The sequence below is a fragment of the Paraburkholderia oxyphila NBRC 105797 genome, assembly GCF_000685075.1.
Classification (GTDB): Bacteria; Pseudomonadota; Gammaproteobacteria; order Burkholderiales; family Burkholderiaceae; genus Paraburkholderia; species Paraburkholderia oxyphila.
The window spans coordinates 1-22662 of record NZ_BAYD01000145.1 but is presented as its reverse complement, the minus strand read 5'-3'; the positions used below and the strand labels follow the sequence as shown (position 1 = coordinate 22662).

The window sequence follows — 22662 nt, the reverse complement described above, 5'->3', positions numbered from 1 at the left end:
CTCCGGCTTGTCCCTGGTGCCGACAGGTGCGAACACCGCTTCCGCCATCTCGACGCCGTTGCGACCCGACTGACCGGCAAGCTCCGCGAGCATTTCGCCTCCCTCGATTTTCTCCAGAAACGAATAGATGGCCTGCTTCATCAACCAGTGCGGCGTACGCTGGATACGCTCCGCGGCCAGCTTCATGCGCATCCGCATTGAACCGTCCACTTTCACACCCACCGTCGTGCTCTTTAGCATTTCTTGATTCACTTTCGTTTTCTCTTGAGGAAGCAGCGGCATGTCTCCGGAGGTCGGAAGAACGCAGACCGCCGCGCTTCATTTCATGCGGGCCTTTCTACCGCCCGGTACGGCGCGATATGTCCTCTCGCGCCTGGCCGCTATGCGAGGTCTTTGCCTTCGGTCTCCGGCACGAAGAGCGCCATGACGACCGTGACGACGAGGAACAGATTGATGAACGTTGTCGTCATGTTGAAGGACGAGCCCTGCGCGACGAGCAGGCCCACCACCGAAGGCGCCGCGATGTTCGCGAGTCGCTGCGCCAGCACGGCCCAGCTGTAGCCAACCGTGCGCAGATGGGTCGAGTAGAGTTCGCCGACCCATGTGTCCCACACGCCCCACGCTCCGAGACTGAAGAATGCGAGCGCGAAGTTGCTCGCGTAGAGCGCCGACATCGTCTGAACGTTGGCGAACGCATAACCGGCGATAGCGGAAAGCGCCACATACGTGATCATGACTTTCTTGCGCCCGAGCTTGCCGGTCAGATACGACGCGCTCATATAGCCCGGAATCATGCAAAGCGCCGAGATGGCAATGAAGCTGTAGCTTTGCGGCAGGCTCAGGCCGCGCTGCTGCAGCAGCGTCGGCAGCCACGTCTGCAGCCCCCAGTAGCCCCATGCGAAGGCGAAGTTAATCGCGATCTGCAGCAGCGTCACCGGCAACACGCCTCCCGACAGCAGATCGCGCCACACGCCATGCTTCACCTCGGGCACGTGCAGACTGCGCTGCGGCGAGATCACGGTGGCACCGCGGCTCAGACGCAGGATCACGGCCCTCGCTTCCTCCTGGCGCCCGACACCCGCGAGCCAGTACGGAGATTCCGGCACGGCCCACGCCACGACCAGCGCCCAGGCGGCCGCCAGCGAGCTGAAGCCGATCACCGCGCGCCAGCCCATCGGCATCAGCCATACCGTGGCGCCCAGTGCGAGCAGCATGCCGATCGGCCAGCCCGCGGCCAGATACACGGTGAACGGCCCGCGCGCCCGAACCGGAAGCAGTTCCTCGAAGTACGGGAACGTGACCACCAGCATGCCTGCCGCCACGATACCGGCCAGTAGACGCAACGCGTAAAGCGTGCCGTAACTCGGCGCCATGACGCTCAGGATCGACACCAACCCATAAAGCAAGAGGCTGGAAATGATGGTCTTCTTGCGCCCGATCCGGTCGAAAATCGGCCCCCATACGACGGAGCCGATCGCCATGCCGACAAAGATGGCACCGATGAGATTGCCGACCGCCATCGCGTCGAGATTGAAGTCCTTCGCGATGAGCGGCGACGTGTAGACGATGATCATCATCTCCCACGCTTCGATCACGAAGACGAAGAACAGCGCCAGACAGCTCTTCAGATGTTCGACCGTAAGCGGTAGCTTTTCGAATACCTGGCCCACGGGAATCCGCCCGTCCGGGTAATCGCGTCCCGCCGATGAGGCGGCTCCGGCAGGGGCGCCCGCCGGCCACGACGAATCGAGCGGTGAACCCGCGTTTTGAGGGTTGTTCATCAGAACTCCTTTTTCCTCGAGAAAATACGTCGGAAGCTCGCGGGAGCCGATCCGACCTTGTCCAGATTCAGAACGACACCGAGTTGGCGATGGGCACGGGACCTTGAAAGAGGCCGAATTCGCGCAACTCCGCTTCGGGCGGCGGCTCGCAACTCCAGACACGACTGGGTTTCCAGCCGAACTGTTTCTTGAACTTCGCGAGGGCTTCGGCCATCTTGAACGCCGCCACGACCGGGTCGATGACGGGCACGCCCACCGCCTGCTGAACAGCATCGAAGAAGCCGAATTCGAGGGTGCAGCCGAGGATGATCGCCTCCGCGCGATCCTCGCTCACGGCTCGCTGCGCTTCCTCGATAATCCTCCGCCGCGTGAAGGCGGGGTCGGCCTGGAAGTCGACGACGCCCATGCCCAGCGGACGCATCGAGGCAAGACGATCGATCTGGCCGTAGGCGCGCACGCGCTCGGTCATCTGCTCGATCCACTTCTCCCGCCCCACGATGACCGAAAAGCGGTTTGCCAGATTCGCCGCGATCTGGATGCTGGCCTGACACGGCGCGACTACGACGGTTTCGGCGGAGATCTCGCGCGCCGCTTCCAGTGCCGGGTCGTAGAAGCAGCCTACGATCAGGGCATCGACTCCCTGCTGTGCCGAGTCCCTCGCCACGGCAATCGTTCTCTCGTAGATCAAGGCTTCGTACGAGCGATATTCCAGATGCGACGGCGTCGGCGTCATGTCGAACGAGACCACCTCCACGTTGGTGGCCGGCTGCTTGATGGAGTGCAGCATCTCGCCGATGGGCGTATCCCAGGCCGCAGAGCCGATGGGATTGAGCCAGCGGATGGAGACCGGTACGTCGACCGGCTCTCCCTTGAATTGATGATTCATGTTCTTTCCTTCACAGAGAACGGAGATGCCGGCCGCTTACAGGTTCTTGATGAGCGCCATCGTGACCGTGACCGACTTTTTCAGATTGGGCGACGTGTAGTAGTCGAAGTTGACGTTGCCGCAGATGTACAGGCCATACTTCGCAAAGCCGAAGTACGAGACGCTCGGCCCGATCTCGCCCTCTCGCGCCGCCTGGAAGTCGGAAGCGCGCCAGCTGTAGATGTTGAACGAGTGATGAATGCCGACGAACAGGTCGTCGCGGACCTGATAGCCTGCGGCCACGTCCGCGAAGGTCGCGCTCAGGCCGCCGCGCAGCTTCTCCATCTGCCCGTTGCCGATATCCACAGCATTCAGATTTCGGCTGGCATAGGTCAGCTCCACCGGGTTGAACGTCACACCTATCCTGCCGATCTGCAGATAGTTATCGACATTGAAACTATAGGAATACTGATTGGCACCGGCGCCAAAGCCCGCGGACTTCGTACTGCCGTTGGGAAATGCGACCGTAAAGGTGGGGCTCGTCCAGAACGTCTTGTAGCCGGGGGAACCGGCCGGCTGATCGGGCACGACGACGTTGTAGTAGTACTCGATACCGACGTTCGGATACGCGCCGCCAAAGCCGCTCGCTCCCGGCGCCCCATGCGTGTTCGCGTAGCCGATGGAGCCGTTGAGCCAGAATTCGAACTGGTCGCGATGGGTGCCGGTAAAGCCCGTTTCGGTGAAGTAAGCCGGATTGAATGACGAATAGATCTCGTTCGAGTTCGGCCCGGTATGCCGGAACACCGGGAACGCCTCGAGCGCCCAGCCGCCCGGCACGCCGGCCTGGCCGAATCCGATGAATTCGTCGGCATGGGCAACGGGCGGCGCGCAAAGCCATGCGGCCGCCGACAGACCGGCAATTGCTCCGGAAAGACTGCTTCGTTTCATGAAAGTGATCCCCAATCAATTGATTAGCAATACTACATATCCATGTCGGAGATTCCGCCTCGAACTGCCATGGAATCTCCGGTCTCTCCCGCCCTCCGGGGGATCGCCGGCTCCTGTCGAAGCCGGCTTGTTTTCCGTCAACCTTGCATTGCCTGCCCGATTGCCTCCACCGACTTCGGCGTCCCGGGTCCCATGACACGAACCCCGTCTTCGGTGACGAGCACTTCGTCCTCGACCCGCATGCCGCCGAAGTCGAGATACTCACCAAACTTCGCGTAGTCAATCAGATGGTCGTGTCGACGCGCCCGACGCCAGTCGTCGACGAGCTTCGGGATGAAGTAGATGCCCGGTTCCACCGTCAACACCATGCTAGCCTTCAATCGCCGGGCCATGCGCAGGTTGTTCATGCCGAACAGGTCGCTGCGCCGGAACGTCTCGCCGTAGCCGACGTGGTCTTCTCCGAGCGACTCCATGTCGTGCACGTCCAGGCCGAGCTGATGCCCGAGCCCGTGCTGAAAGCAGATCGCATAGGCTCCGGACGATACGACTTCCAGCGGGTCGCCACGGAAGAAGCCGAGCGCCGCCATGCCTTTGACCATGTTCAGCGCCGCAAGCCGATGCACGTCGACAAAGGGAATGCCGGGCCGCACCGCTTCGATGGCGCTCGCCTGCACCTGCAGCAGCAGTTCGTACAGATCCCGTTGCCGGGTGTCGAACCTGCCTCCCACCGGCAACGTCCGGGTGACGTCGCTCGCGTAGCCGAGACGGCTCATCGCCCCCGCGTCGTTCACCACGAGGTCGCCCTGCTCCAGTTGGTGGCCGTAGTCGAAGTTGTGGAGAATCTCGCCGTGCTTCGTAAAGATTGGCTGATAGGCTTCCTTCACGCCGTGGCGGCCCAGTACGCGCCGCATCTCGGCCACGACTTCCCGCTCGATCACGCCTGGCCGGGCTGCCCGCATCGCGACGCGGTGCATTTCGTCGGCAATGGTGAGCGCATGCTCGATCTCGGCCACCTCGACCGCCGACTTGATTTCCCGAAGCGCGACCACGGCGCGCACGAGATCAAGCGATGCGCCATTGGCGATTCCATCGGCGTTCACGCCAAGCAGACGCGACAGTTCAAGCGTGGTTTCGGCGCGATAAGGCGGCAGGTAGTGCACCGTCCTGCCGCTGCCCAGCACGTTGCCTACCACGTCCCGCAGGGCGCCGTACGGCTTGATCCTCGCGCATCCGGCCTTGCGGCACTCGTCGGCAAGCGCGGCAGTTTTGCCGAGCCAGATTTCATCGTCGAGGCCGGCTTCGTTGCCGAACACGGCCTCGGCACCGCTGTCGAGGTCGATGAGCGCCGCGAGCCGCGGCCGGTTCACGCCAAAGAAGTACGAGAACGTCGCGTCCTGGCGGAACGGATGAACGTTGTGCGCAAAGTTGATGGGCGCATCGACATTCCCGACCAGCAGCACGACGCCTGAGCGAAGCTGCTCGCGCAAGGCGTGGCGGCGGCCGGTGTACACACTATCTGCAAACATGATCGCTGGTCCGTGCATTCGTCTGTTCGTGGGTTGCCGGCGCGTTATGCCCGCACGCCATAGATCTTCTCCGCGAGTTCGGCGCTCAGATAGCCGTTGCGCACGTCCTCCACCACCGCCGCTCGCGAGCGCTCCGCGGGATCGCCGTAGCCGCCGCCGGAGCCGGTGCGCACGCGTATCACGTCATCCCGGCCGAGCGTGAGGCCGCTCACCATCGAATATCGTTCGCTGCTGCCGTCCTTGCGCACAACCTCGACGTAATTGGGCGAGCCGTCCGCGCCGCCTTCGAGGCCCCAGGGCGGCACCTTCGAGCGGGTATAGCCACAGGTGAGGAAAGTGCCGTCCGAACGGACCCGGTAGTCGAGGCGAATGCCGCGGCCGCCCCGGTACTTGCCATGGCCGCCCGGTTCGTCGTTGAACTCCATGCGGTCCACGTACAGACCGTAGCGCGCCTCGCACACCTCGACCGGGCAGTTGTAGGTCTCGCCGTGCAGGCCGGAGTACATCGCGCTGTTGCCATCGCGCCCCGCTTCGCCGCCCCAGCCGCCAATCTCGGGCTCGACGAGGGTGAACAGGCGGCCGGTGTCGGGATGCATGCCGCCGATAATCGTCGCGCACACGGAGGCGAAATTGCCGGCCGGTAGCCTGCCCGGCAGATGCGCCGCGAGACAGCGCAGGATCAAGTCGTAGACGCGCATCAGGTTCTCGAAGTAGAAACCCTCAGCGGCCGGCACGCGTGCGTCGAACAGGCTACCTGGACGGGTCAGCACCGTGAGCGGGCGAAAGGTCCCGCCGTTCGTCGCGGCCTGCGGCGCGGTCACGGCCTTGAATGCCATCTGGGCGGCGACGATCGTGCCGTCGCGGCTGAGATTGGTCGGTCCCTGCGCCTGATCGGGATTGTCACGAAGATCGACGGTCATGCCCGCTTCGGTGATCTCGACCGTGACCTTGAAGATCTGGCCATCGTCCTGCGGCTCCTGCATCGCGAAGCGTCCGCGCGGCGCGTTCTGCAGCGCTTTGAGCGACACCTTTTCGCCGAGGTTCATGAAATCGTTCATGGCCTCGAGAAAAACCGCCGCGCTGTATTTCCCGGCGAGTTCGGCAAGACGCGTCGCACCGCTGCGCGCCGCCGCAATGCCGGCCCACAGATCGCCTTCCATGAAGTCGGGCATGCGCGTGTTCGCATGCAGGATCTGCATGACCGAACGGATCGGCTTGCCCTTCGAGATCAGCTTGACCGAGGCGAGGCGCAGACCTTCCTGGAAGATGTCGGTTGCATTGGTGGAGAGCGAGCCGGGCACCGCGCCGCCCACATCGTTCCAGTGGGCGATATTGGCCGTCCATGCAATGAGCCTGCCGTCGGCGAACACCGGCATGGCCAGCACCACGTCGTTCAGGTGCGTGACGCCGCCGCTGTGCGGGTCGTTCGTGATGAAGATGTCGCCAGGCTCGATTTCGCCCGGCTGCGAATGGCCCGCGAGAATCTGCTTGACGGCCTTGTCCAGCACGCCGACGAAAGCCGGAATGCCGGAGCCCGAGCTCGCGATTTCGCCGTGCGCGTCGGTGATGCCCGTGCCCATGTCGAGCACTTCATAGATGATGGGGCTCATCGCCGTCTTGCGCATCGCCGCGAACATCTCGTCGGCGATCGCCTGCAGCGAATTCTGGATGATCTCGAGCGTGAAGATGTCGATATGACTCATGGTCGTGCTCCGTCGAATTCAGAGGGTGATGTGGAGGTTGCCGAGACGATCGACATGGACCGCGTTCTTCGGATGCACCACGATCGTCGTGCCCGAATCTTCGACGATGGCCGGCCCGTTGAGGCTCATGCCCGGCTCGAGCTTCGCGTTGTCGTAGATCACCGCTTCGTGAACGCCCTCGAGCGCATAGTCGACCGCGCGGCGCCCCTTGATGGCCGATGCCACCGTCGCTCCCGTGACAGGCATTTCGTCGAGATCGAGCTTGCCGATTTCAGCCACCGAGACGATGTGGAAGCCCACGATCTCCAGCGGCGCATCGAGGCGATAGGTATATTGCTGCTCGTACATCGCGTGAAAGCGGTCAGCGATGGCCGCCCAATGCGAGGTCAGCGTCTCCCCTTCGTGGAGCGGGACCTCGACCGAATGCTCCTGGTTCTGGTAGCGCAGCTTGCACTGCACTAGGAGCTTCACGCGTTGCGGCGCGATGTCTTCCTCCGCGAACTGCGTGAGCGCTGCCGCCGAAAGCTCGTCGAGCAGCGCTTGCGCGTCGGCGCTCGCGCCTTCACGGTGCATTTCGATGAAGCGGTTGGCGAACAGGTCACGGCGCAGATCCGACATGGTCATGCCCCACGCCGAGAAAACCGAGGCGCCGCGCGGAATCACCACCTTCTTCATGCCGAGTTCCTGGGCGAGCGCCACGGCGTGCATCGCGCCGCCGCCGCCGAACGCCACGAGCGTGAAGTCGCGCGGATCGTGGCCCCGGCTCAGGGAAACGAGCTTCAGCGCGTTCACCATGTTGTCGTTGGCGATGCGAATGATGCCGCGTGCAATCTCGTCGTGCGACATGCCCAGCTTGCCGGCGAGTGGGTTCAGCGCATGGCCGACCGCGGCCATGTCGGCTACGAGTTCGCCGCCGCAGAAGTAGTCCCGGTTGATGCGGCCCAGCACGAGATTGGCATCCGTCGTGGTCGCATGCGTGCCGCCGTTGCCATATGCGGCCGGCCCAGGCGACGCGCCCGCCGACTGCGGCCCGACGTGCAGCTTGTCGAAGTCGTCGATCCAGGCGATCGAACCGCCGCCGTTGCCGATCTCGACCAGGTCCACCACCGGCACCATGATCGGATAGCCCGCGCTCTCGCGGTCGCGCTCGATCCAGTAGTCGGTCTTGATCGACACCTGGCCGTCCTTGATCAGCGAGCACTTGGCGGTCGTGCCGCCGATGTCCAGCGCGAGCACGTTCGGCTCGCCGATCAGGCGGCCCAGTTCGGCCGCGCCCCAGAAGCCGCTGGCCGGGCCCGACTCGACCATCGTGATAGGAATCTCGCGGGCATGGGAGACCGTATCGACACCGCAGTTCGACTGCATCACATAGAGCGGCGCGCGGTAGCCGTTCTCGCTCAGGCCCTTCTGGAGCCCGGTCAGGTAGCGCGACGCGATAGGCTGAACATAAGCCGACAGCACCGCCGTGCTCGTGCGCTCGTATTCGCGCCATTCGCGCGTGATCTGATGCGAGGCCACGACCGACACCTCCGGCCAGAGACGCCTGACCTGATCGAGCACGGCCTGCTCGTGAGCCGGATTGGCATAGGCATGCAGCAGGCAGATGGCCACGGCCTCCACCTCCTGGCGGCGGAAGTCTTCGAGGATCGCTTCGAGCGCCGCGAGATCGAGCGGCTCGCGCTCTTCGCCGTCGAAATGGATGCGCCCCGCGATTTCGCGGCGCAGGTAGCGCGGCACGAACGGCTCGGGCTTCACCCATTGAAGATTGAAGAAGTCCGGGCGGTTCGCCCGCGCGATCTCCAGCACGTCGCGAAAGCCACGGGTCGTGATCAGGCCAGTGCGTACGCCGCGGCGCTCGGTGAGCGCGTTGATGACGACCGTGGTGCCGTGCGCGAGGAACGAGACGTCTTCGAGATGCACATCGGCCTTGCGCAATACGTTCAGGATGCCCTGTTCGAAATGGGGCGGCGTCGTATCCGACTTCGCAGTCCGAATCGTCTGCTTGCCGCTGACGGGATCGACCTCGAAATAGACGAGATCGGTAAACGTACCGCCCACATCGGTCGCCACGCGTACGGTCCTTCCTTTTGCTGTCACAGCCATTCTCCTTGCGACACGAGTTCCCGCCATGCGCTGGAACCCTAGATTGAATGTTGGTCGACGCGTTGCCGCACCTTGCCGCCGCTCGTGGCACCGTGCCTCGCACCCGGAAGTTGCACCGGAATCCGGACGCGCAGTCAGCGCGACTTGCAACTCGCCGGCAATGACAACCGTCGTTGAGTTGCAATTTATGAAACCATTAAGGCCACCTCAATGCCGCCGGCGGGTAGGACCGGCCCTCGGGTGGCAAGGCACCTACCCAGGCGGGTAGATTGATGCGGGCAAGCCCCGAGTCGAGGGCTCCGGGCGCTGGGTCGGGACGCTTCCGCGCGCGCTGGCGAGGCAGCACTCACGCGCTGCGCTAGTGGCATTCCCGAATGAAACTACCCGGTCGGGTAGGCGCCCTGGTCCGTCGCGCGCGGTGCTACCCGTCCCCACGCAGACGCCGCGCACATGCGGGCATAAGCTCCCCACCGGCGCCGCCATGCGCGCTCACTCATCTGCGAACAGGAAGGTCTTCCATGTCCTTAGCCGGAACCTGGCAAAACGAATACGGCTCGATCATGATGCTGGCCGTCGAAGGCCACGCCGTGGCGGGCACCTATGCCTCCACGACGGGCTCGGTCGGCAGCTACGAAGTGCTCGGCACCCAGATCGGCGCCGACCCCGACGAGCACCGCGGCCAACCCGTCGCCCTTGCCATCGCATGGCACTCCGTCGGCGAGGACCCGCCCGACGCGAGCTGGCACTGGTCCTCGGGATTGAGCGGACAGATCAGCATCCAGAACTGCGAGGAGGTGCTCGTCGTCGCCCATTCGATGATCGCGTCGTGCGAATTCCCCGGTCTCGCCGCGCCGGGAAGCTATATCGACAAGCTGCATTACCGGCGCGTGCCGGGCGCCTCCGCGCCGGTGCGGATCGGTGCGCCGGCAGGGCGGCGGGCGCCCATTGCCGATCCGCTGGAGGGCACGTGGTCCGCCGCGAACGGCATCGTCATGTCGCTGGCAGTCCGGCCACACGCGCGCGGCGGCTTCGGCTACGTAAGCGGGCGGATCCATTTCGGCGACGTCGGCGCGGAAATCACGGGATTCACGGACCTCCAGGCCACGGCGTCGGGGCTCGCGCTGCAATCCGTTTCGCTGGCGACCTTGGACGTCGCCAGCGGTCTCGCCGTATCGCTCTCCGGCACGCTGAACGTGCAGACCGGCGCGCTGGATCTGCTGATGATGCGCAGCGGTGCAACCGCGCCGGATCACGTCTACGCGCAGACGCGGACCAGTTTCGCGCCGTTCACGCGCCAGCCGCCGCCGCGATGACTTCGGCCACGCTGGCCGTGAGCTTTTTCGCATAGGGCACGTGCAGGAATTCATTCGGCCCGTGCGCGTTCGACTTCGGCCCCAGCACGCCGCACACCATGAATTGCGCGCGCGGGAAGCCGGACTGGAGGACGTTCATCAAAGGCACGGTGCCGCCCTGCCCGATGTAAGCGCAGTCGGCGCCATAGTGCGCGCGCGACGCCGCGTTGAGAGCGGTCTCTAGCCACGGCGCCGTGCCGGGCGCGTTCCAGCCGCTCGCCACGGCCGCATCGGGACGGAACGTTACCTTCGCGCGGCAAGGTGGATCGTCTTCGAGCAGCGTCTTCAGCTGCCCGACCGCCTCGGCCGCATCGATCAACGGCGGCAGGCGCAAGGACAGCTTGAACACGGTGCGCGGGCGCAGCACGTTGCCGGCATCGGCCAGCGCAGGCAGGCCCGCCGCGCCCGTCACCGCGAGCGACGGGCGCCATGTGGAGGCGAGCAGCGACTGCAGCGGATCGGTCGAGGTCGGCAGCACCGGACGGCCTTCCGCCCCGCATACCCACGGCAGCGTCTTCCAGACGCTGTCGCCGAGAATGCGCGCCGTGGCCTGCGCCTCGTGCAGGCGTTGCGGCGGAATCGCGCAATGGAATGCCGCCGGCAGCAGGTTGCCTGTGCGCGCATCCTCGAGACGCTCAAACAACTGCCGCATGATGCGGAAGCTTGACGGCGCGATCCCGCCGTAACTGCCTGAATGGATGCCTTCGTCGAGCACCTGCACTTCGAGATCGCCCGGCACAATGCCGCGCAGCGACGTCGTCAGCCACAGCTGGTCGTAGTTGCCCGCGCCCGAATCGAGACAGACGACGAGATCCACACGGCCCAGCCGCTCGCGAAGCAGGTCGACATAGGGCAGCAGATCGTAGCTGCCCGATTCCTCGCACGTTTCGACAAGCCCCACGCAGCGGGGCCGCCCTATCCCCAGTGCATCGAGTGCCGCCAGCGCCGTGAGGCCCGCGTAGACGGCATAGCCGTCGTCCGCACCGCCGCGGCCGTAGAGCCGGCCGTTTTCGAGCTTCGGCGTCCACGGGCCGAGGTCGGCGCGCCAGCCGTCGAACTCGGGCTGCTTGTCGAGGTGCCCGTACAGGACGATAGTTCCCGCACCGGCTGCACCGGCAGCGGCGGTCGCCGGCGCCTCGAACCAGAGCAGCGGCGTGCGGCCCGGCAACCGGACGATCTCGACCGCCAGCCCCTGCACCGGCTGCCGTTGCGCCCACTGCGCGGCATCCGCGACGACGCGCTCCAGGTAGCCGCGCGCCTCCCACGCCTTGTCGAACGCCGGGCTTTTGGCCGGAATCGCAATGTATTCGGTGAGAGCCGGCACGATGTCGGCGTCCCACTTGCGCTCCACGAACTCGCGCAACGCGGTGCGATCGATCTCTAACGTCTGCTCAGTCATTTCGTTCCTGTCCTTGCGGTGAGGTTTCACATATCGATGCGGGAACAGTGCGCGTCGCACTCCAGACCGTAAACTGAACGGGCCTGAGCAGCCGACACGAGGCCGTCGGCCACGTCGCGCCTGACACTTTCGCGTTCGCGCGCAAGAGGGTCGCCATAGCCACCCCCGCCGCCGGCATGAATCGTCATCGCCGATCCCCGGGGCAGCAAATGCGACGTGACTTTCGAAAACGGTTCGGACCGGCCGTCGGGGTAGACGAACGTGCCACCGTTCGGGCGGCCTTCGTGGCCGCCGTGCAAACCGGCCGGTGCCGTTCGCGTGCGTTCGAGCGCGGCCGTCACGTAGGTATCCTCAAGAAGGCGGAACGTCATGTCGTAGCCCATGCCGCCGCGAGCAGCACCGGCGCCGCCGCTGTCCGCGACGAACTCGCAGTGCTCGACGCGCCACGGGTTGCGCGTCTCCATGATTTCCATGGACGCGAAACGTGTCGCCGCTTCGGCCACATGCATCATCGTGCAGCCGTCACCGCGCGCATGACCGCCGTGACCGACCGGAAACGGGGAGCCGTCGCCCCACATTTCGCCGGTTTCTTCGCGCCGGCCCCACCAGACCACAGAGCAGATGTCGCCGCCCGAACAAGCCGGCACGAGCGTTGCGTCGATCTTCGAAATCGCTTCGTAGATCACTTCGATGGCCTGCAGCGCGGGCCAGCCGTAAAGAAAGCACGGCGCCGGCGGTTTCGGATCGAACATGCTGCCCGGCCGCGTGATGACCTCGACCGGACGGAAATGGCCCTCGTTGGGCGCCTCGCGCGCGCCCGCCAGCATCGCGATAGCCACCCGCGCGGCCGAAATGGTCGAAGGCAGCGGACAGTTCACCGGGCCGTTCTGCTCGGGCGCCACCTGCGAGAAGTCGATGCGGATCTCGCTGCCGGCGATCTCGACGGCAACGTCGATCGGAATCGGGACGCCGTCCACGCCGTTGCTGTCCATCCTGCCGGCACCCCGATAGAACCCGTCGGGAAGCCGCTCGAAGTAGCTGCGGACCATCGCTTCGCCGTGGTCGAAAATGCGCTCGACAGCGGCTTCGAAAAGATCCTTGCCGTGCCGGCGCACGATCCGCTCCAGCTCGGCCACGCCGATGCCGACCGCGGTCGCCTGCGCGCGGATATCGCCGTCGATCACGCGCGGCAGCCGCGAGTTCGCGAGCACGCAGCGGTACATGTCGTCGACGAGCTCGCCGTTGCGGAACAGGAACACGCCCGGAAAGAAGGTGCCTTCCTGGAACACGTCGGTCGTGTCCGTGCAGTACGGCGCCACGGCCCCGATGTCAAGCCAGTGCGCCTTCACGACCGCGTAGCCGATCAACGCGCCGCGCTCGTCGAAAGCGCCCTGGATCAGCGCGGCATCCTGTGCGTGCGCGCCCGTGCCGTAAGGCCAGTTGTAGAGCACCACGTCCCCGGGTCCGAGCTTCTCCGGGCCGCCGATGCCGGCAATGGCGGCCTCGACGCAGAAGTTCAGCGTGCCCATGAATAGCGGCAGCGTAGGCGCCTGGGCCAGCAGGCGCAGCTTGCGGTCATAGAGCGCAGCCGCGAAGTCGAGCACTTCATAGATGATCGGCGAAAACGCGGTCCGGACCAGCGTCTTCTTGATCTGGTTGGCTGCCGAATTGAGCGCGTGCCGGATGACCTCGGCGACGACGGGATCGACCGGAACCCGGTCCGTGGCGGCGGCCGGTGCCGCGCGGCTGATACGAAGCCCGATGGGCGATTGTGCGTTCATGGTAAGTGTGTCCCTTCCTGTTTTTATTTGGCCAGCAGCCCGGCGTCGTATTCGAGCTGCAGGCAACCCGACTCGTGGAGACTGCATTCGAAGCCGGCGTCGACGTAGGTCGTCGTCGTCGGTTCGAGCACGATCAACGGGCCTGCCAGCCGGTCGCGCGGTCCGATGGCGCACCGCTCTATCACGCGGAACGGCACCCGCTTGCCAAGCGCGAAAGAAAAGGCGTCGAGGCGCAGGCCATCGTCGGCGGCTGACTGCTGTGCCGGGCGCTGCACCGCGAGCCGGTCGGGCAGCGGCGCGCGGATGCCGGCGCGCACCGACACGACCTCCACGGGCGCCTCCATCACCACGCCGAACGTGCGCTTGTACTCCTCGACGAAGCTCGCCCGGATCGCGTCGCAACCGGCCGCGATCGACCCGTGCCGGTTCGGCATGGCGACGGCGAGGCAATGCTCCTGGCCCGTATAGCGCATGTCGAGCATGACGTGGCGCTCGCGCGACGGCACGTCGATCGCGGGACTGCGCCGCTCCAGTTCCGCAAAGAGTTCGCCGAGCAGCGCGTTGACTTCGTTCACGCCGGCCTCGGAGAGCGGCGTGACACGCGTTCGCGCGGCCTCGCGGACGATGTCGGCGCCGAGCATGCCCCACGCCGAGAAGTTACCGGCATGCGGTGGGATGAGCACGGTGCGCATGTCCATCTCGCGCGCGAGGAGCGTGCTCATCAGCGGCCCCGCGCCACCGAAGGCGATGAGCTTCAGCGTGCGAGGATCGCGCCCCTGCTCAATCGTGATCTCGCGGATCGCGCTGGCCATTGCCGCCGCGGAGATCTCCATGATGCCGCGCGCAGCGACGTCGAGTTCCAGGCCTAGCGGCCCCGCGATGCGGTCAATGGCTGCTTCGCATAACTGATGATCGAGACGCATGCCAGAGGCGAACACGCCGTCGCCCAGCATGCCCAGATGAAACGCGGCATCCGTCATGCAAGGCTCCTCGCCGCCGCGGCCGTAGCAGGCGGGCCCCGGCACGGCCGCGGCGCTGCGCGGACCCACGCGCAGCAGGCCGCCTTCATCGACGCAGGCAATCGAGCCGCCACCCGATCCGATCGAGCGCACGTCCACCCACGACGTCTGCAGCGGCATGCCCGCGATCTCGCCTTCGAACATCAGCGTGGGACGCCCCTCCACGACGAGGCTCGTATCGAAGCTCGTGCCGCCGACGTCGGCCGTCACGAGATCGCCGAGACCGAAGCGGCGAGACAGTTCCGCAGCGCCCTCCACGCCGGCGACAGGTCCCGACATGATCGTCTCGAAGGGTCGGCGGCCGGCTTCCTGGAACGACATCGATCCGCCGCCCGAGCGCGTGATGAGTGCGCTGCCTGAGAATCCGGAGGACTTGAGGTCGTCATGAAGGCGGTCCAGATAGCGCGACATGCGGGCCCGAACGAACGCGTCAATGCAGGTCGTGCAGGTGCGCTCATATTCGCGGTATTCGCCCGAGACTTCGTGCGAGAGGGAGATCTCGCCCTTGAAGCCCAGCGTGCGCAGCGTCCGCGCCGCCTCGCGCTCATGGACCCCGTTCGCGTAGCCGTGCATGAACACAATCGCCACGGCGCCAACCCCATGTTCCGTGAAGACCCTGGCGGCGGCGGCAATGTCTTCGGCGTCGAGCGGCGCGACTTCCGCACCGCGCGCGTCGATGCGGCCGCCGACCGGCATGCGCAGATGGCGCGGAACGATCGGCTCGGGCGGCTGCCAGAACAGTCCGTAGACGTCCGCCCGGTCGCCGCGCCGGATTTCGAGGATGTCGCGAAAGCCGCGCGTGCAGAGGAGCCCGACCCGCGTGCCGCGTCGTTCGAGCAACGCGTTAAGGCCGACGGTCGTGCCGTGGAAGAAAAATGCGGTATTTCGGATGTCCGGCGCATCGACCACCTCGCGCACGGCGTTCATGCAACCGGTTTCGGGTGCATCAGGGGTTGTCGGCACCTTGCCGACCTTCACGCCCCCGGTCTCTTCATCGTAAAGAATCAGATCGGTGAAAGTGCCGCCGATATCCACGCCTACTCGAACAGCCATGAAGCACGCCTCCTTTGTCGGTTACATGTAACGGATACATGACCCCAACATTAGAAAACGCAGGCTGACCGCACAACGGCGCCCGCGAGTAGGCGCCGCGCGGCTCCCGTGCGAACCCTACCCGGGTGGGTAGGGCGATCATGGCAAACACCAGGCTGGACGTCAGGCTGAACACGGGATTCGGCATCGCCCCGGACACCAGCCCGCGTGCGAAGCGCCAGGATGGGCCGCCGATCGAAAGGCAAGGGAATCGGAGCGGCTCCAGGCCGCTCAGGGCTGGCTCGTCAGAATGCCCTGCTGCAACGCGGTACTGATTGCCGCGGCGCGATTCTCGACGCTCAGCTTCTGGAAGATCTGCTTGAGGTGGAACTTGACGGTGTTCTCCGAAACATCGAGTGCACGCGCAATTTCCTTGTTTGACTGCCCGCTCGCGAGCAGCGTGAGCACCTGGGTCTCTTTCACGCTGAACTGCGCGCGCGGACGCACAGGGTGCGCCTGCCATGCGCGCAGCTGGGTCAGCGTCGCGGCAATCGCCGGCGGCAAGCCGCCTTCGATGAGGTTGAAGACGGACAAGATGCCCGGCCCCGTCTCGAGTAGCAGACCCGACAGGCCGTCGCGCAGCAACGGGGCAAACACAGCCTGAATGTCGGCGGCCGCGACATCGCCGTCCTTGGCCTTGCGCCTCGCCACCAGCGCGAGCAGCTGCATGCGCAACGCGGGTAGATGCGCACCGGTCTCCTCAAACACATTGGCGCCCTGCTCGAGGCGTGAGACCGCTGACGCGCTCGCACCCGTCGCGAGCAGCAGGCGGCCGAGCGCCAACGTACCGGCCTCGCAAAAGCGCCACCCGAGGCCCGAGGGCGAGGCCGCCTTCAGCGCCGCCTCCAGCCCGGCGGCCTGTGCTTCCTGCTGTGCCTGGGTCACGAACCCACATTGCGACAGCAGATCGACGCGCCACACCCGGACCAGTTGCACCAGTCGTTGCAAATGGCGATCGCGGGCCAACTGCGCGGTGTGGTCGAGGACAGCGTGCGCATGTTCGAGTCCGTGCTGGCGCAGGCCCGTGCGCCACGACACTTCGGCCGCCGCAGCGAACACGTCGAGCCAGCCGTCGGTGTGCTCGATCGATTCCTGCGCCTCGCGGATCCATCGCTGCGCCTCGCTCCATCCACCCTGCCAGTAAACGTGCTGTGCCTTGAAGCAGCCCACGAGCGCCTTGAGCGAGCTCTCAGTGCCGAAGTTCTGCTCGGCAAGCGCCAGGGCCTCGTCGATCAGTTGCCGCGCGCTGGAAACCTGCCCCATCACCGACAAGGCAATGGCCTCGTGCATCAGGCAATAGTTCTCGCCGAGAGGGCTATCCACAATGCGCATCTGCGTCCGTGCCGCGCGCGCGGCGGTCCGCGCACGCGCCATCGCCCCCGAGGCCAGCAGGCCGACTGCCCCGACGCACATCAGATTGGCCTGCGCAAGCGGGTCCGACGGCATGCGGGAGCTGGCGCTTTCCCATTCGCCCACCGAGTTCGAATCGTCGTCGAACTGATCGAAGTACGTATGCACAAGCAGCCGGATGACGTCGTAATCGCGTTCGAGGTGCGCGTCGTCCTGCACTGCTACCTGCGCAAGCCTCAGCAGTTCGAACGCGAGCGCCTGGTGCCCCAGTTTGGCCTGCAGATAGGCCTGCATCATGGTCAGTTCGGGTCTGCTGCGTCGCGTCAGCTCGTCGAACTGCTGGAGCAGGCTTTGCGCATAATGAATGCCCTTGCGCAGCACGATCTCCCAGCCGCCGGCCTGCCGCACCAGTTCCACGCCCAGATCTGTATCGCCAGCTTTGAGCGCGTGCGACACGGCCATCACCCAGTCTCGCTGACCAGCCAGCCAGCCGGCCGCCGCGCGATGAATCTGCTGGGCGCGCCGCGTGTCGAGGCGCGGACGCAGGAAATCGGCGAGCAACAGGTGATAGCGATACCAGCTTCGGTCTGCATCGAGCGGCACGAGCAATGCTTCGAACAGTGTTAGCCGCGCCAAGATCGCCGCACTGTCGTTGCGGCAACGCGCGACGTCGGCCAGTTCGGCATTGAACCGCTCCAGCAGCGAGGTTTCGAGCAGAAACTCGCGGCAATCCTCAGGCAAGTTGTCGAGAATCTGCTCGGCCAGATACTCGGCGACTTCCGCGACGCGTCCAGAAAAAGAGGGCAAACCGAAAGCGGAACCTGTACCGCGTGCGAGCCACAGGCGCGCAAGTTGTACGGCAACGGCCCATCCTTCGGTTTTCGAATGCACCGTCGCGACTGCGGACTGCCCCAACTCGGGGCCGAGAATCTGTGATGCTTCCGGCAAGGTTAGTGCGAGATCGCGCGCATCGACTTCGTGGACAAGCCCCCGGGCCCTGAGCGCGGACAGTGGCCATCCAGGCCGGCTGCGGCCGGATACGATGAAATGGAGCCAATCGCTCGCGCGCTCGAGCAGTGTCAGCACGATCTCGTCGACGGCGCTGCTCGTGGCCCGGTGGTAGTCGTCAAGAATGACAACGAAGCGGCGGCCGTCGCTGGCGAGCGTCTGGAGCAATGCGGCTGAAGTACGCTGCGGTCGCGGATCGAGCGCCTGCGAATGTGCGAGCGGGGACAGTCCTCCCAGATCGAGCCCCGCGCTCTCGAGCGCCAGCATGAGCCCGGCAAGGAAGCGACTTGCGTCGGCATCCGTCTCGTCCAGCGAGAGCCACGCCACAAGGCAAGCGTCCGAACGGTCGAGCAACGTCTGGCGCAATTGCGACAGCAATGTCGTCTTGCCGAAGCCCGGTGCGGAAACGACGAGCGTCAGCGGTTTGGATAACTGCTCCTGCAGGGTCTCCAGGAGTACGACGCGCGGAACCGCCTCCAGTAACGCATGCGGCGGCGCGAGCTTGCCGACCCACATCCAGGCGTTGGAGGACTGATTCTCTGACGACGTCGGGTTCATGTGGTGCGTTGCTGATCGATGTACCGGCACACAAAGGATACTTTTCGCGTTGGGCACCGTAAAGGTAAGAAGGTAAATCGGCTAATGCGCGGACGTCCGGCCGACAATCGGCATACGAATATATCGAAGGGAACTTGCGGAGGCGCCGGATTTCGATGAACCTCCGGCCAACAAATGAATGGCTCCATCTGTTGCGAGATTCCCGGACCTGCAGTGCTGTCTGAAGCGCGACGATCCTTTCGCTTCGCATCCGGCGTCCGGATCGGCCGGACACTAAGTTCTTGACTCGCTTCGTGCAACATGAATGACGGGTAGGTACCAGCAATTTCCGGCCGCCACCTACCCGGACGGGTAGGTAGATAGAGGTAAACGCCACGTCGCATCCGACCTTATCGTGCCCACCCGCTTGAGATCGCAGCCACGCCAGCCCCCGATCTCGAGCGATGCCCTTACTTGCCAGCAGCAAACGCCCGACGCATCGCAGCCGAAGCCGTGTAGAAACGGCAGGACCAACTGGCGAGTGGAGCAATAGCGCGGGCAGGTTTGGCGGCGCCCGATTGCGGCCAAGCTGGCCGAGCTACGTCCGCCTCGAGCGTCAAGGTCAACACGTGAGATCACGCGGTTGCCAACTTCATCGCCCGCGTTGCGCCTGCGAAACCCAGGATCCCGATGACGCGCTTGATGTTGTATGCCAGCACGGGCAAGCTCATTTCCGCCGCGATGTACACAAGCCCCGCATCTGGAAGTGGGTCGAACCCATCCAGTGCTTGAGCGCTGGTCGCGAGTCATGCCAAGCCATGGACGGACAGCACCGATGTAGAGAAACTGGACCCGAGCAATGGCTTGCTGCTCGCGGGCACTTTGGACAAGGTCTACGACGGCTACCTTATGTCTGTCCATCCCGAGACTGGCGAGCTGCTCTTCTCCGATGCGATCGATGAGGCAGAACGTGCCCGTCTGGCGGGGGACCATACGCGCCTGCGCAAGACACCCACGGCAGAACAGGCTCTCTACCTGGGGGCGCACTACCAGCGCTTCCTTGCGGAGAAGGCGGAGCGCTCCTCCAAGCCGCGCAACTAGCCTGGAGGTCTTGCGGGTTCCCGCCGGTAGCCTTCCGTGGCGGGCTGGTGGTCGTCCGATTTCCCGTACCGCCTGAACCAGCGACAAAGTCTCACCACTGGCCTTCAATGGCGTTTGTGCGTGCCCGTATAAAGCACGGACACAAACGCGATCGAAGGGACTAGCAGAATCACGGCTAGCACAATGTAATGGTCCATGGAATCTCCTGCGCGCCATTGGTGGCGTGCGTATCCCATGTCAAGCCTATTTTTAACACATTGCCGATGGTGGTCTAAAGCACAGTGCCGCACTGCTCGTTACGGCCTACATGGACCTTTCAATCACGAAACGCTGCTCAAGAATTAAGCACCCACTGGCGACCGGGTGTCGCACTGCACACACGGGTAAAACCTTTATAGTGGCTGGGTTTGGGTCGCCCCTCTTTTTGCAGTGCGGTCCAGATCGCCAGGCGCGATCGGACCCCGTGTGCGGCCTTGCCGGTTGTCGACAGTCATGGCGCCGAAGTGATTCGGCCCCCTGTCAGCTTCGCCAGTTTCTGCCTACACCTCGAAAGGAAGTCCCTGTGAAATACATTCCCCGCATCGCCGCATCTGCTGCCCTCGTCGTCGTCGCTTTCGCTGCTGTCACGTTCGCCCAGATCAAGTTCGCTCCGGATTCCGCCGACAACAACCCGGTCGCCCGGATCGTCCTCAACGTCGAGTCGCAACTGAACGGCTGATCCCCGCCGTCAAAGACAGGCGTCGTCGTCCTCGGCGCTCTCGCGCCAGTCGCCACCCGTACCGCGGCACCACGCGCACTGCTGGCAGGCAGTGCCAAACTCATGTTTGAGCGTTTCCAATCCCTCGTCGCACGCCGGATTGCTGCTCGGAAAGAACGTCTGCATTTCCCCCCCTGAGCGTGCACCAAAGCGCCAGCGCACACGATTGAAAAGCCCGTCGCCATCCACATGGGATGTGCAGCGGGCTGCACGGATCGTCCTGAACGTCGAGTCGTGGAACGGCTAACACGCCGATCGAAGGCGCCGCGCGCATGGCGCAAATCGGATCCTCTGCGTCATAGATCTGCAGCGCCTGGAGCACGATGCCTATTTCCGCCCATCTCCCGAAATCTGAAAATCCACCGCAACTCCTTGCTTGACAAGGCTTTGCGTGGCCTTACCCGGGGTGAGCGGCACGGGAATCAGAACGAATAGCCCTGATCGTGCCAGTAATGCCAGTCGGCCACTGCCTCCCGGGTGTTCCGGTCGGCTCCAACGGGAACAAGCTGGGCCAGAGGTACGACAATTTCGCGTTCACCGTGCCGTGCCAAGACAAATATCGCGATGCGGCAAAGTTGGTCGTGAGCGAGGGCGATGACGGTGACGTTCTCGCCGCTCTTTAGCGGTGAGGCATCCATCGTCTTGCGCACCCGGGCCTTGAATGGAAACGAGAGCTGATCTTCAAGGTAGCAATACCAGCCCATCGCGCATTCTTCTTCGGTGTAGGTGTCGACCACGATTTCCATCGTGATCCGATGTTCGCGTCTGGCGTCGACTTTGGATCTGGCCATGATGGGGCAGCGATAATGGGTTAGACATCGTCAACGCGTCGCAGCAAGGCTTTCCGGGAGGCTCTTTGTCGCAAACCCGGTCTGCGTTGCGCAGAGGGAGTCGAGCTCCAGCAAGGCGAGATGGAAGACGCTGCGCTCGCTGTTCAGACTATTTTTCGATCCGGGCGGTTTGTCCAGCAATCGCTGGAGCGAGTTCTTCAGCTCGGAGCTGTAGGCAGGTGCCCTGGGCTGTGCTGACGCGATAGCCCGAATCAGGGCGCGGTACTCTCCGTAGTTGTTGGTGACAATCGCCGCAACAACTTTCCCGGCGAATATTGCTGGCTCCACCTCTGCGTTGACGCACAGATCGACCAGATCAGAGCACGCCTGATCGAAAATGCAGCTGACTTCCCATCCTTCTTCGGTGGTACGTTCGAATATGGTTCCGGCCAGCGTGAACAACTGCCACATCAGTTCCGGTGCAAGATTCGGCGCCGCCCGGGAAATAGTCGAGGCAATGGCAACGCGCATCGCGTCGAGTTCTTCGGCCGTTTCGTCGACCTCCTCCGCATCGAGAAGCGACGTCTGTTCGCCGAATTCGCTGATCCATTGGCCGACGGAGGCTGCCACGTCCTCGCCTCGTTGTGCGGACAGTTCGAATTGCAACCGACGCCGGATGCCCGGGTTCGTCATGGCTACCTCTGCAAGCAGGGTCGCCAGGCGTTCCGCCCCGACGGCCGCCAGGGCTTTGGCCTCGATCGGATTTTCTTCTTTCGACATTGCTCCTCCAATGAATGCTGCTGAGGCAACAGGCAGGGGGAAATGGTGAACAGATCCCGCTTGCGCTACGTTTCAGTGCCAGTCCTTATGCGCGAGCCAGACCTGGGGGAGCGACGATCGTGCAGGCACGCCCGGAATGGGTTCGAACAGCGCGTCGAGATCATCGGCTGAGATTGACGGTACTGGCAGCATCGTCGGAGAGGATCGCATTGGCCAGTGCCGCCTTCTTTTCCTGGAGAGCGACGATTTTTTCCTCCACGCTGCCAGCGGTGATCAGCTTGTAGACGAACACGGGCTTGTCGTGCCCAAGCCGGTGCGCGCGATCGGTGGCCTGGTTTTCCACGGCCGGATTCCACCACGGATCGTAGTGGGTGACGGTGTCGGCCGCGGTCAGGTTCAGCCCCACGTCTCCAGCCTTCAGGCTGATGAGGAAGAGCGGCACCTCGCCCTGCTGGAAGCGGCGGACCGGGGCCGCACGATCGACTGTCTCGCCGGTCAGGACAACGTAGGGAATCCCGGCCCTGTCGAGTGCGGAAGCGATGAGATCGAGCATGCTGGTGAACTGCGGGAAGAGCAGGATGCGGCGACCTTCCTCAATGAGTTCAGGCACCATCTCAGCAGGCGGTGCTGCACCGCACAAGCGTGTCCAGCCGCGGCCAAGAATGCCGGCCACGAATAAACCCGCAAGCACCCTCATTCGTCCATGACGAGCTTGTCTGGATCGTCGAAGGTCCGCATCGCGATCCATCCGGACATCGTGAAACCGATCCCGGCGAGCAGCGCAATCAAC

17 protein-coding genes and 1 pseudogene are annotated in these 22662 nt (G+C 64.4%); 3 read left to right on the top strand and 15 right to left on the bottom strand.

The window, feature by feature from the left end; all coding sequences use genetic code 11:
• The 7 genes from BO1_RS44065 to BO1_RS44035 form a co-directional block, all read right to left on the bottom strand.
• The coding region (locus tag BO1_RS44065) for a hypothetical protein (RefSeq protein WP_028223026.1) at positions 1-282 on the bottom strand (282 nt) is incomplete at its 3' end.
• A gap of 98 nt (positions 283-380) precedes the next feature.
• On the bottom strand, positions 381-1781 hold the full coding sequence (locus BO1_RS44060; RefSeq protein ID WP_084688758.1) for an MFS transporter: 1401 nt from the start codon (positions 1779-1781) through the stop codon (positions 381-383).
• A gap of 67 nt (positions 1782-1848) precedes the next feature.
• Entirely contained in the window at positions 1849-2667 is an 819-nt protein-coding gene (locus tag BO1_RS44055; RefSeq protein ID WP_028223024.1) for an aspartate/glutamate racemase family protein, read from the bottom strand.
• 36 nt (positions 2668-2703) lie between these two features.
• The gene (locus BO1_RS44050; RefSeq protein WP_028223023.1) at positions 2704-3594 is read right to left on the bottom strand and encodes a hypothetical protein; all 891 of its coding nucleotides are present in this window, start codon (positions 3592-3594) and stop codon (positions 2704-2706) included.
• A gap of 137 nt (positions 3595-3731) precedes the next feature.
• A complete protein-coding gene (locus tag BO1_RS44045) occupies positions 3732-5120 on the bottom strand; it encodes an aminopeptidase P family protein (RefSeq protein WP_028223022.1) in 1389 nt (462 codons plus the stop codon).
• 44 nt (positions 5121-5164) lie between these two features.
• Positions 5165-6823: a hydantoinase B/oxoprolinase family protein gene (locus BO1_RS44040; protein WP_028223021.1), complete on the bottom strand. Its 1659-nt coding sequence runs from the start codon at positions 6821-6823 to the stop codon at positions 5165-5167.
• An 18-nt stretch (positions 6824-6841) separates the two neighbouring features.
• Entirely contained in the window at positions 6842-8920 is a 2079-nt protein-coding gene (locus BO1_RS44035) for a hydantoinase/oxoprolinase family protein (protein WP_028223020.1), read from the bottom strand.
• 524 nt (positions 8921-9444) lie between these two features.
• Here BO1_RS44035 and BO1_RS44030 point away from each other — a divergent pair.
• The gene (locus BO1_RS44030) at positions 9445-10239 is read left to right on the top strand and encodes an avidin/streptavidin family protein (protein WP_028223019.1); all 795 of its coding nucleotides are present in this window, start codon (positions 9445-9447) and stop codon (positions 10237-10239) included.
• On the opposite strand, the gene BO1_RS44025 is transcribed toward BO1_RS44030, so the two are convergent.
• The 4 genes from BO1_RS44025 to BO1_RS44010 all read right to left on the bottom strand — a co-directional run bounded on the left by BO1_RS44025 (position 10214) and on the right by BO1_RS44010 (position 18485).
• Entirely contained in the window at positions 10214-11677 is a 1464-nt protein-coding gene (locus BO1_RS44025; protein ID WP_028223018.1) for a M20/M25/M40 family metallo-hydrolase, read from the bottom strand. The genes BO1_RS44030 and BO1_RS44025 overlap by 26 nt on opposite strands.
• A 26-nt stretch (positions 11678-11703) precedes the next feature.
• The gene (locus tag BO1_RS55345; RefSeq protein ID WP_084688757.1) at positions 11704-13458 is read right to left on the bottom strand and encodes a hydantoinase B/oxoprolinase family protein; all 1755 of its coding nucleotides are present in this window, start codon (positions 13456-13458) and stop codon (positions 11704-11706) included.
• Between the two features lie 23 nt (positions 13459-13481).
• The gene (locus tag BO1_RS44015; protein WP_028223017.1) at positions 13482-15530 is read right to left on the bottom strand and encodes a hydantoinase/oxoprolinase family protein; all 2049 of its coding nucleotides are present in this window, start codon (positions 15528-15530) and stop codon (positions 13482-13484) included.
• A gap of 270 nt (positions 15531-15800) precedes the next feature.
• Positions 15801-18485 (bottom strand): LuxR C-terminal-related transcriptional regulator, encoded by a 2685-nt coding sequence (locus tag BO1_RS44010; RefSeq protein WP_028223016.1) that lies wholly within the window; start codon positions 18483-18485, stop codon positions 15801-15803.
• A 774-nt stretch (positions 18486-19259) separates the two neighbouring features.
• Here BO1_RS44010 and BO1_RS44000 point away from each other — a divergent pair.
• Together BO1_RS44000 and BO1_RS59910 are read left to right on the top strand one after the other, a co-directional pair.
• Complete coding sequence (locus tag BO1_RS44000) at positions 19260-19565, top strand: hypothetical protein (RefSeq protein WP_407670083.1); 306 nt, start codon at positions 19260-19262, stop codon at positions 19563-19565.
• A gap of 562 nt (positions 19566-20127) precedes the next feature.
• Positions 20128-20283 (top strand): hypothetical protein, encoded by a 156-nt coding sequence (locus BO1_RS59910; protein WP_156992751.1) that lies wholly within the window; start codon positions 20128-20130, stop codon positions 20281-20283.
• A 9-nt stretch (positions 20284-20292) separates the two neighbouring features.
• Here the strand turns inward: BO1_RS59910 and BO1_RS59905 are convergent, their stop codons facing one another.
• The 4 genes and pseudogenes from BO1_RS59905 to BO1_RS43970 all read right to left on the bottom strand — a co-directional run.
• Positions 20293-20448 carry a hypothetical protein gene (locus BO1_RS59905; protein WP_156992750.1) on the bottom strand — a complete coding sequence of 52 codons (156 nt, stop codon included), beginning with the start codon at positions 20446-20448 and terminating at the stop codon, positions 20293-20295.
• A 296-nt stretch (positions 20449-20744) separates the two neighbouring features.
• Positions 20745-21068, bottom strand: a complete 324-nt coding sequence (locus BO1_RS43980; RefSeq protein ID WP_322788562.1) for a calcium-binding protein — start codon at positions 21066-21068, stop codon at positions 20745-20747.
• Between the two features lie 75 nt (positions 21069-21143).
• Complete coding sequence (locus tag BO1_RS55340) at positions 21144-21872, bottom strand: DUF6880 family protein (RefSeq protein WP_156992749.1); 729 nt, start codon at positions 21870-21872, stop codon at positions 21144-21146.
• Between the two features lie 72 nt (positions 21873-21944).
• Positions 21945-22485: pseudogene (locus tag BO1_RS43970) on the bottom strand (DEAD/DEAH box helicase); the annotation flags it as partial.
• Between the last annotated feature and the right edge of the window lie 177 nt (positions 22486-22662).

Bases quoted from the DNA above. Each gene is read 5' to 3' on its own strand.
- BO1_RS44060 (WP_084688758.1), bottom strand. From the start codon at position 1,781: ATGAACAACCCTCAAAACGCGGGTTCACCGCTCGATTCGTCGTGGCCG.
- BO1_RS44055 (WP_028223024.1), bottom strand. From the start codon at position 2,667: ATGAATCATCAATTCAAGGGAGAGCCGGTCGACGTACCGGTCTCCATC.
- BO1_RS44050 (WP_028223023.1), bottom strand. From the start codon at position 3,594: ATGAAACGAAGCAGTCTTTCCGGAGCAATTGCCGGTCTGTCGGCGGCC.
- BO1_RS44045 (WP_028223022.1), bottom strand. From the start codon at position 5,120: ATGTTTGCAGATAGTGTGTACACCGGCCGCCGCCACGCCTTGCGCGAG.
- BO1_RS44040 (WP_028223021.1), bottom strand. From the start codon at position 6,823: ATGAGTCATATCGACATCTTCACGCTCGAGATCATCCAGAATTCGCTG.
- BO1_RS44030 (WP_028223019.1), top strand. From the start codon at position 9,445: ATGTCCTTAGCCGGAACCTGGCAAAACGAATACGGCTCGATCATGATG.
- BO1_RS44025 (WP_028223018.1), bottom strand. From the start codon at position 11,677: ATGACTGAGCAGACGTTAGAGATCGATCGCACCGCGTTGCGCGAGTTC.
- BO1_RS55345 (WP_084688757.1), bottom strand. From the start codon at position 13,458: ATGAACGCACAATCGCCCATCGGGCTTCGTATCAGCCGCGCGGCACCG.
- BO1_RS44015 (WP_028223017.1), bottom strand. From the start codon at position 15,530: ATGGCTGTTCGAGTAGGCGTGGATATCGGCGGCACTTTCACCGATCTG.
- BO1_RS44010 (WP_028223016.1), bottom strand. From the start codon at position 18,485: ATGAACCCGACGTCGTCAGAGAATCAGTCCTCCAACGCCTGGATGTGG.
- BO1_RS59905 (WP_156992750.1), bottom strand. From the start codon at position 20,448: ATGCAGACGTTCTTTCCGAGCAGCAATCCGGCGTGCGACGAGGGATTG.
- BO1_RS43980 (WP_322788562.1), bottom strand. From the start codon at position 21,068: ATGGAAATCGTGGTCGACACCTACACCGAAGAAGAATGCGCGATGGGC.
- BO1_RS55340 (WP_156992749.1), bottom strand. From the start codon at position 21,872: ATGTCGAAAGAAGAAAATCCGATCGAGGCCAAAGCCCTGGCGGCCGTC.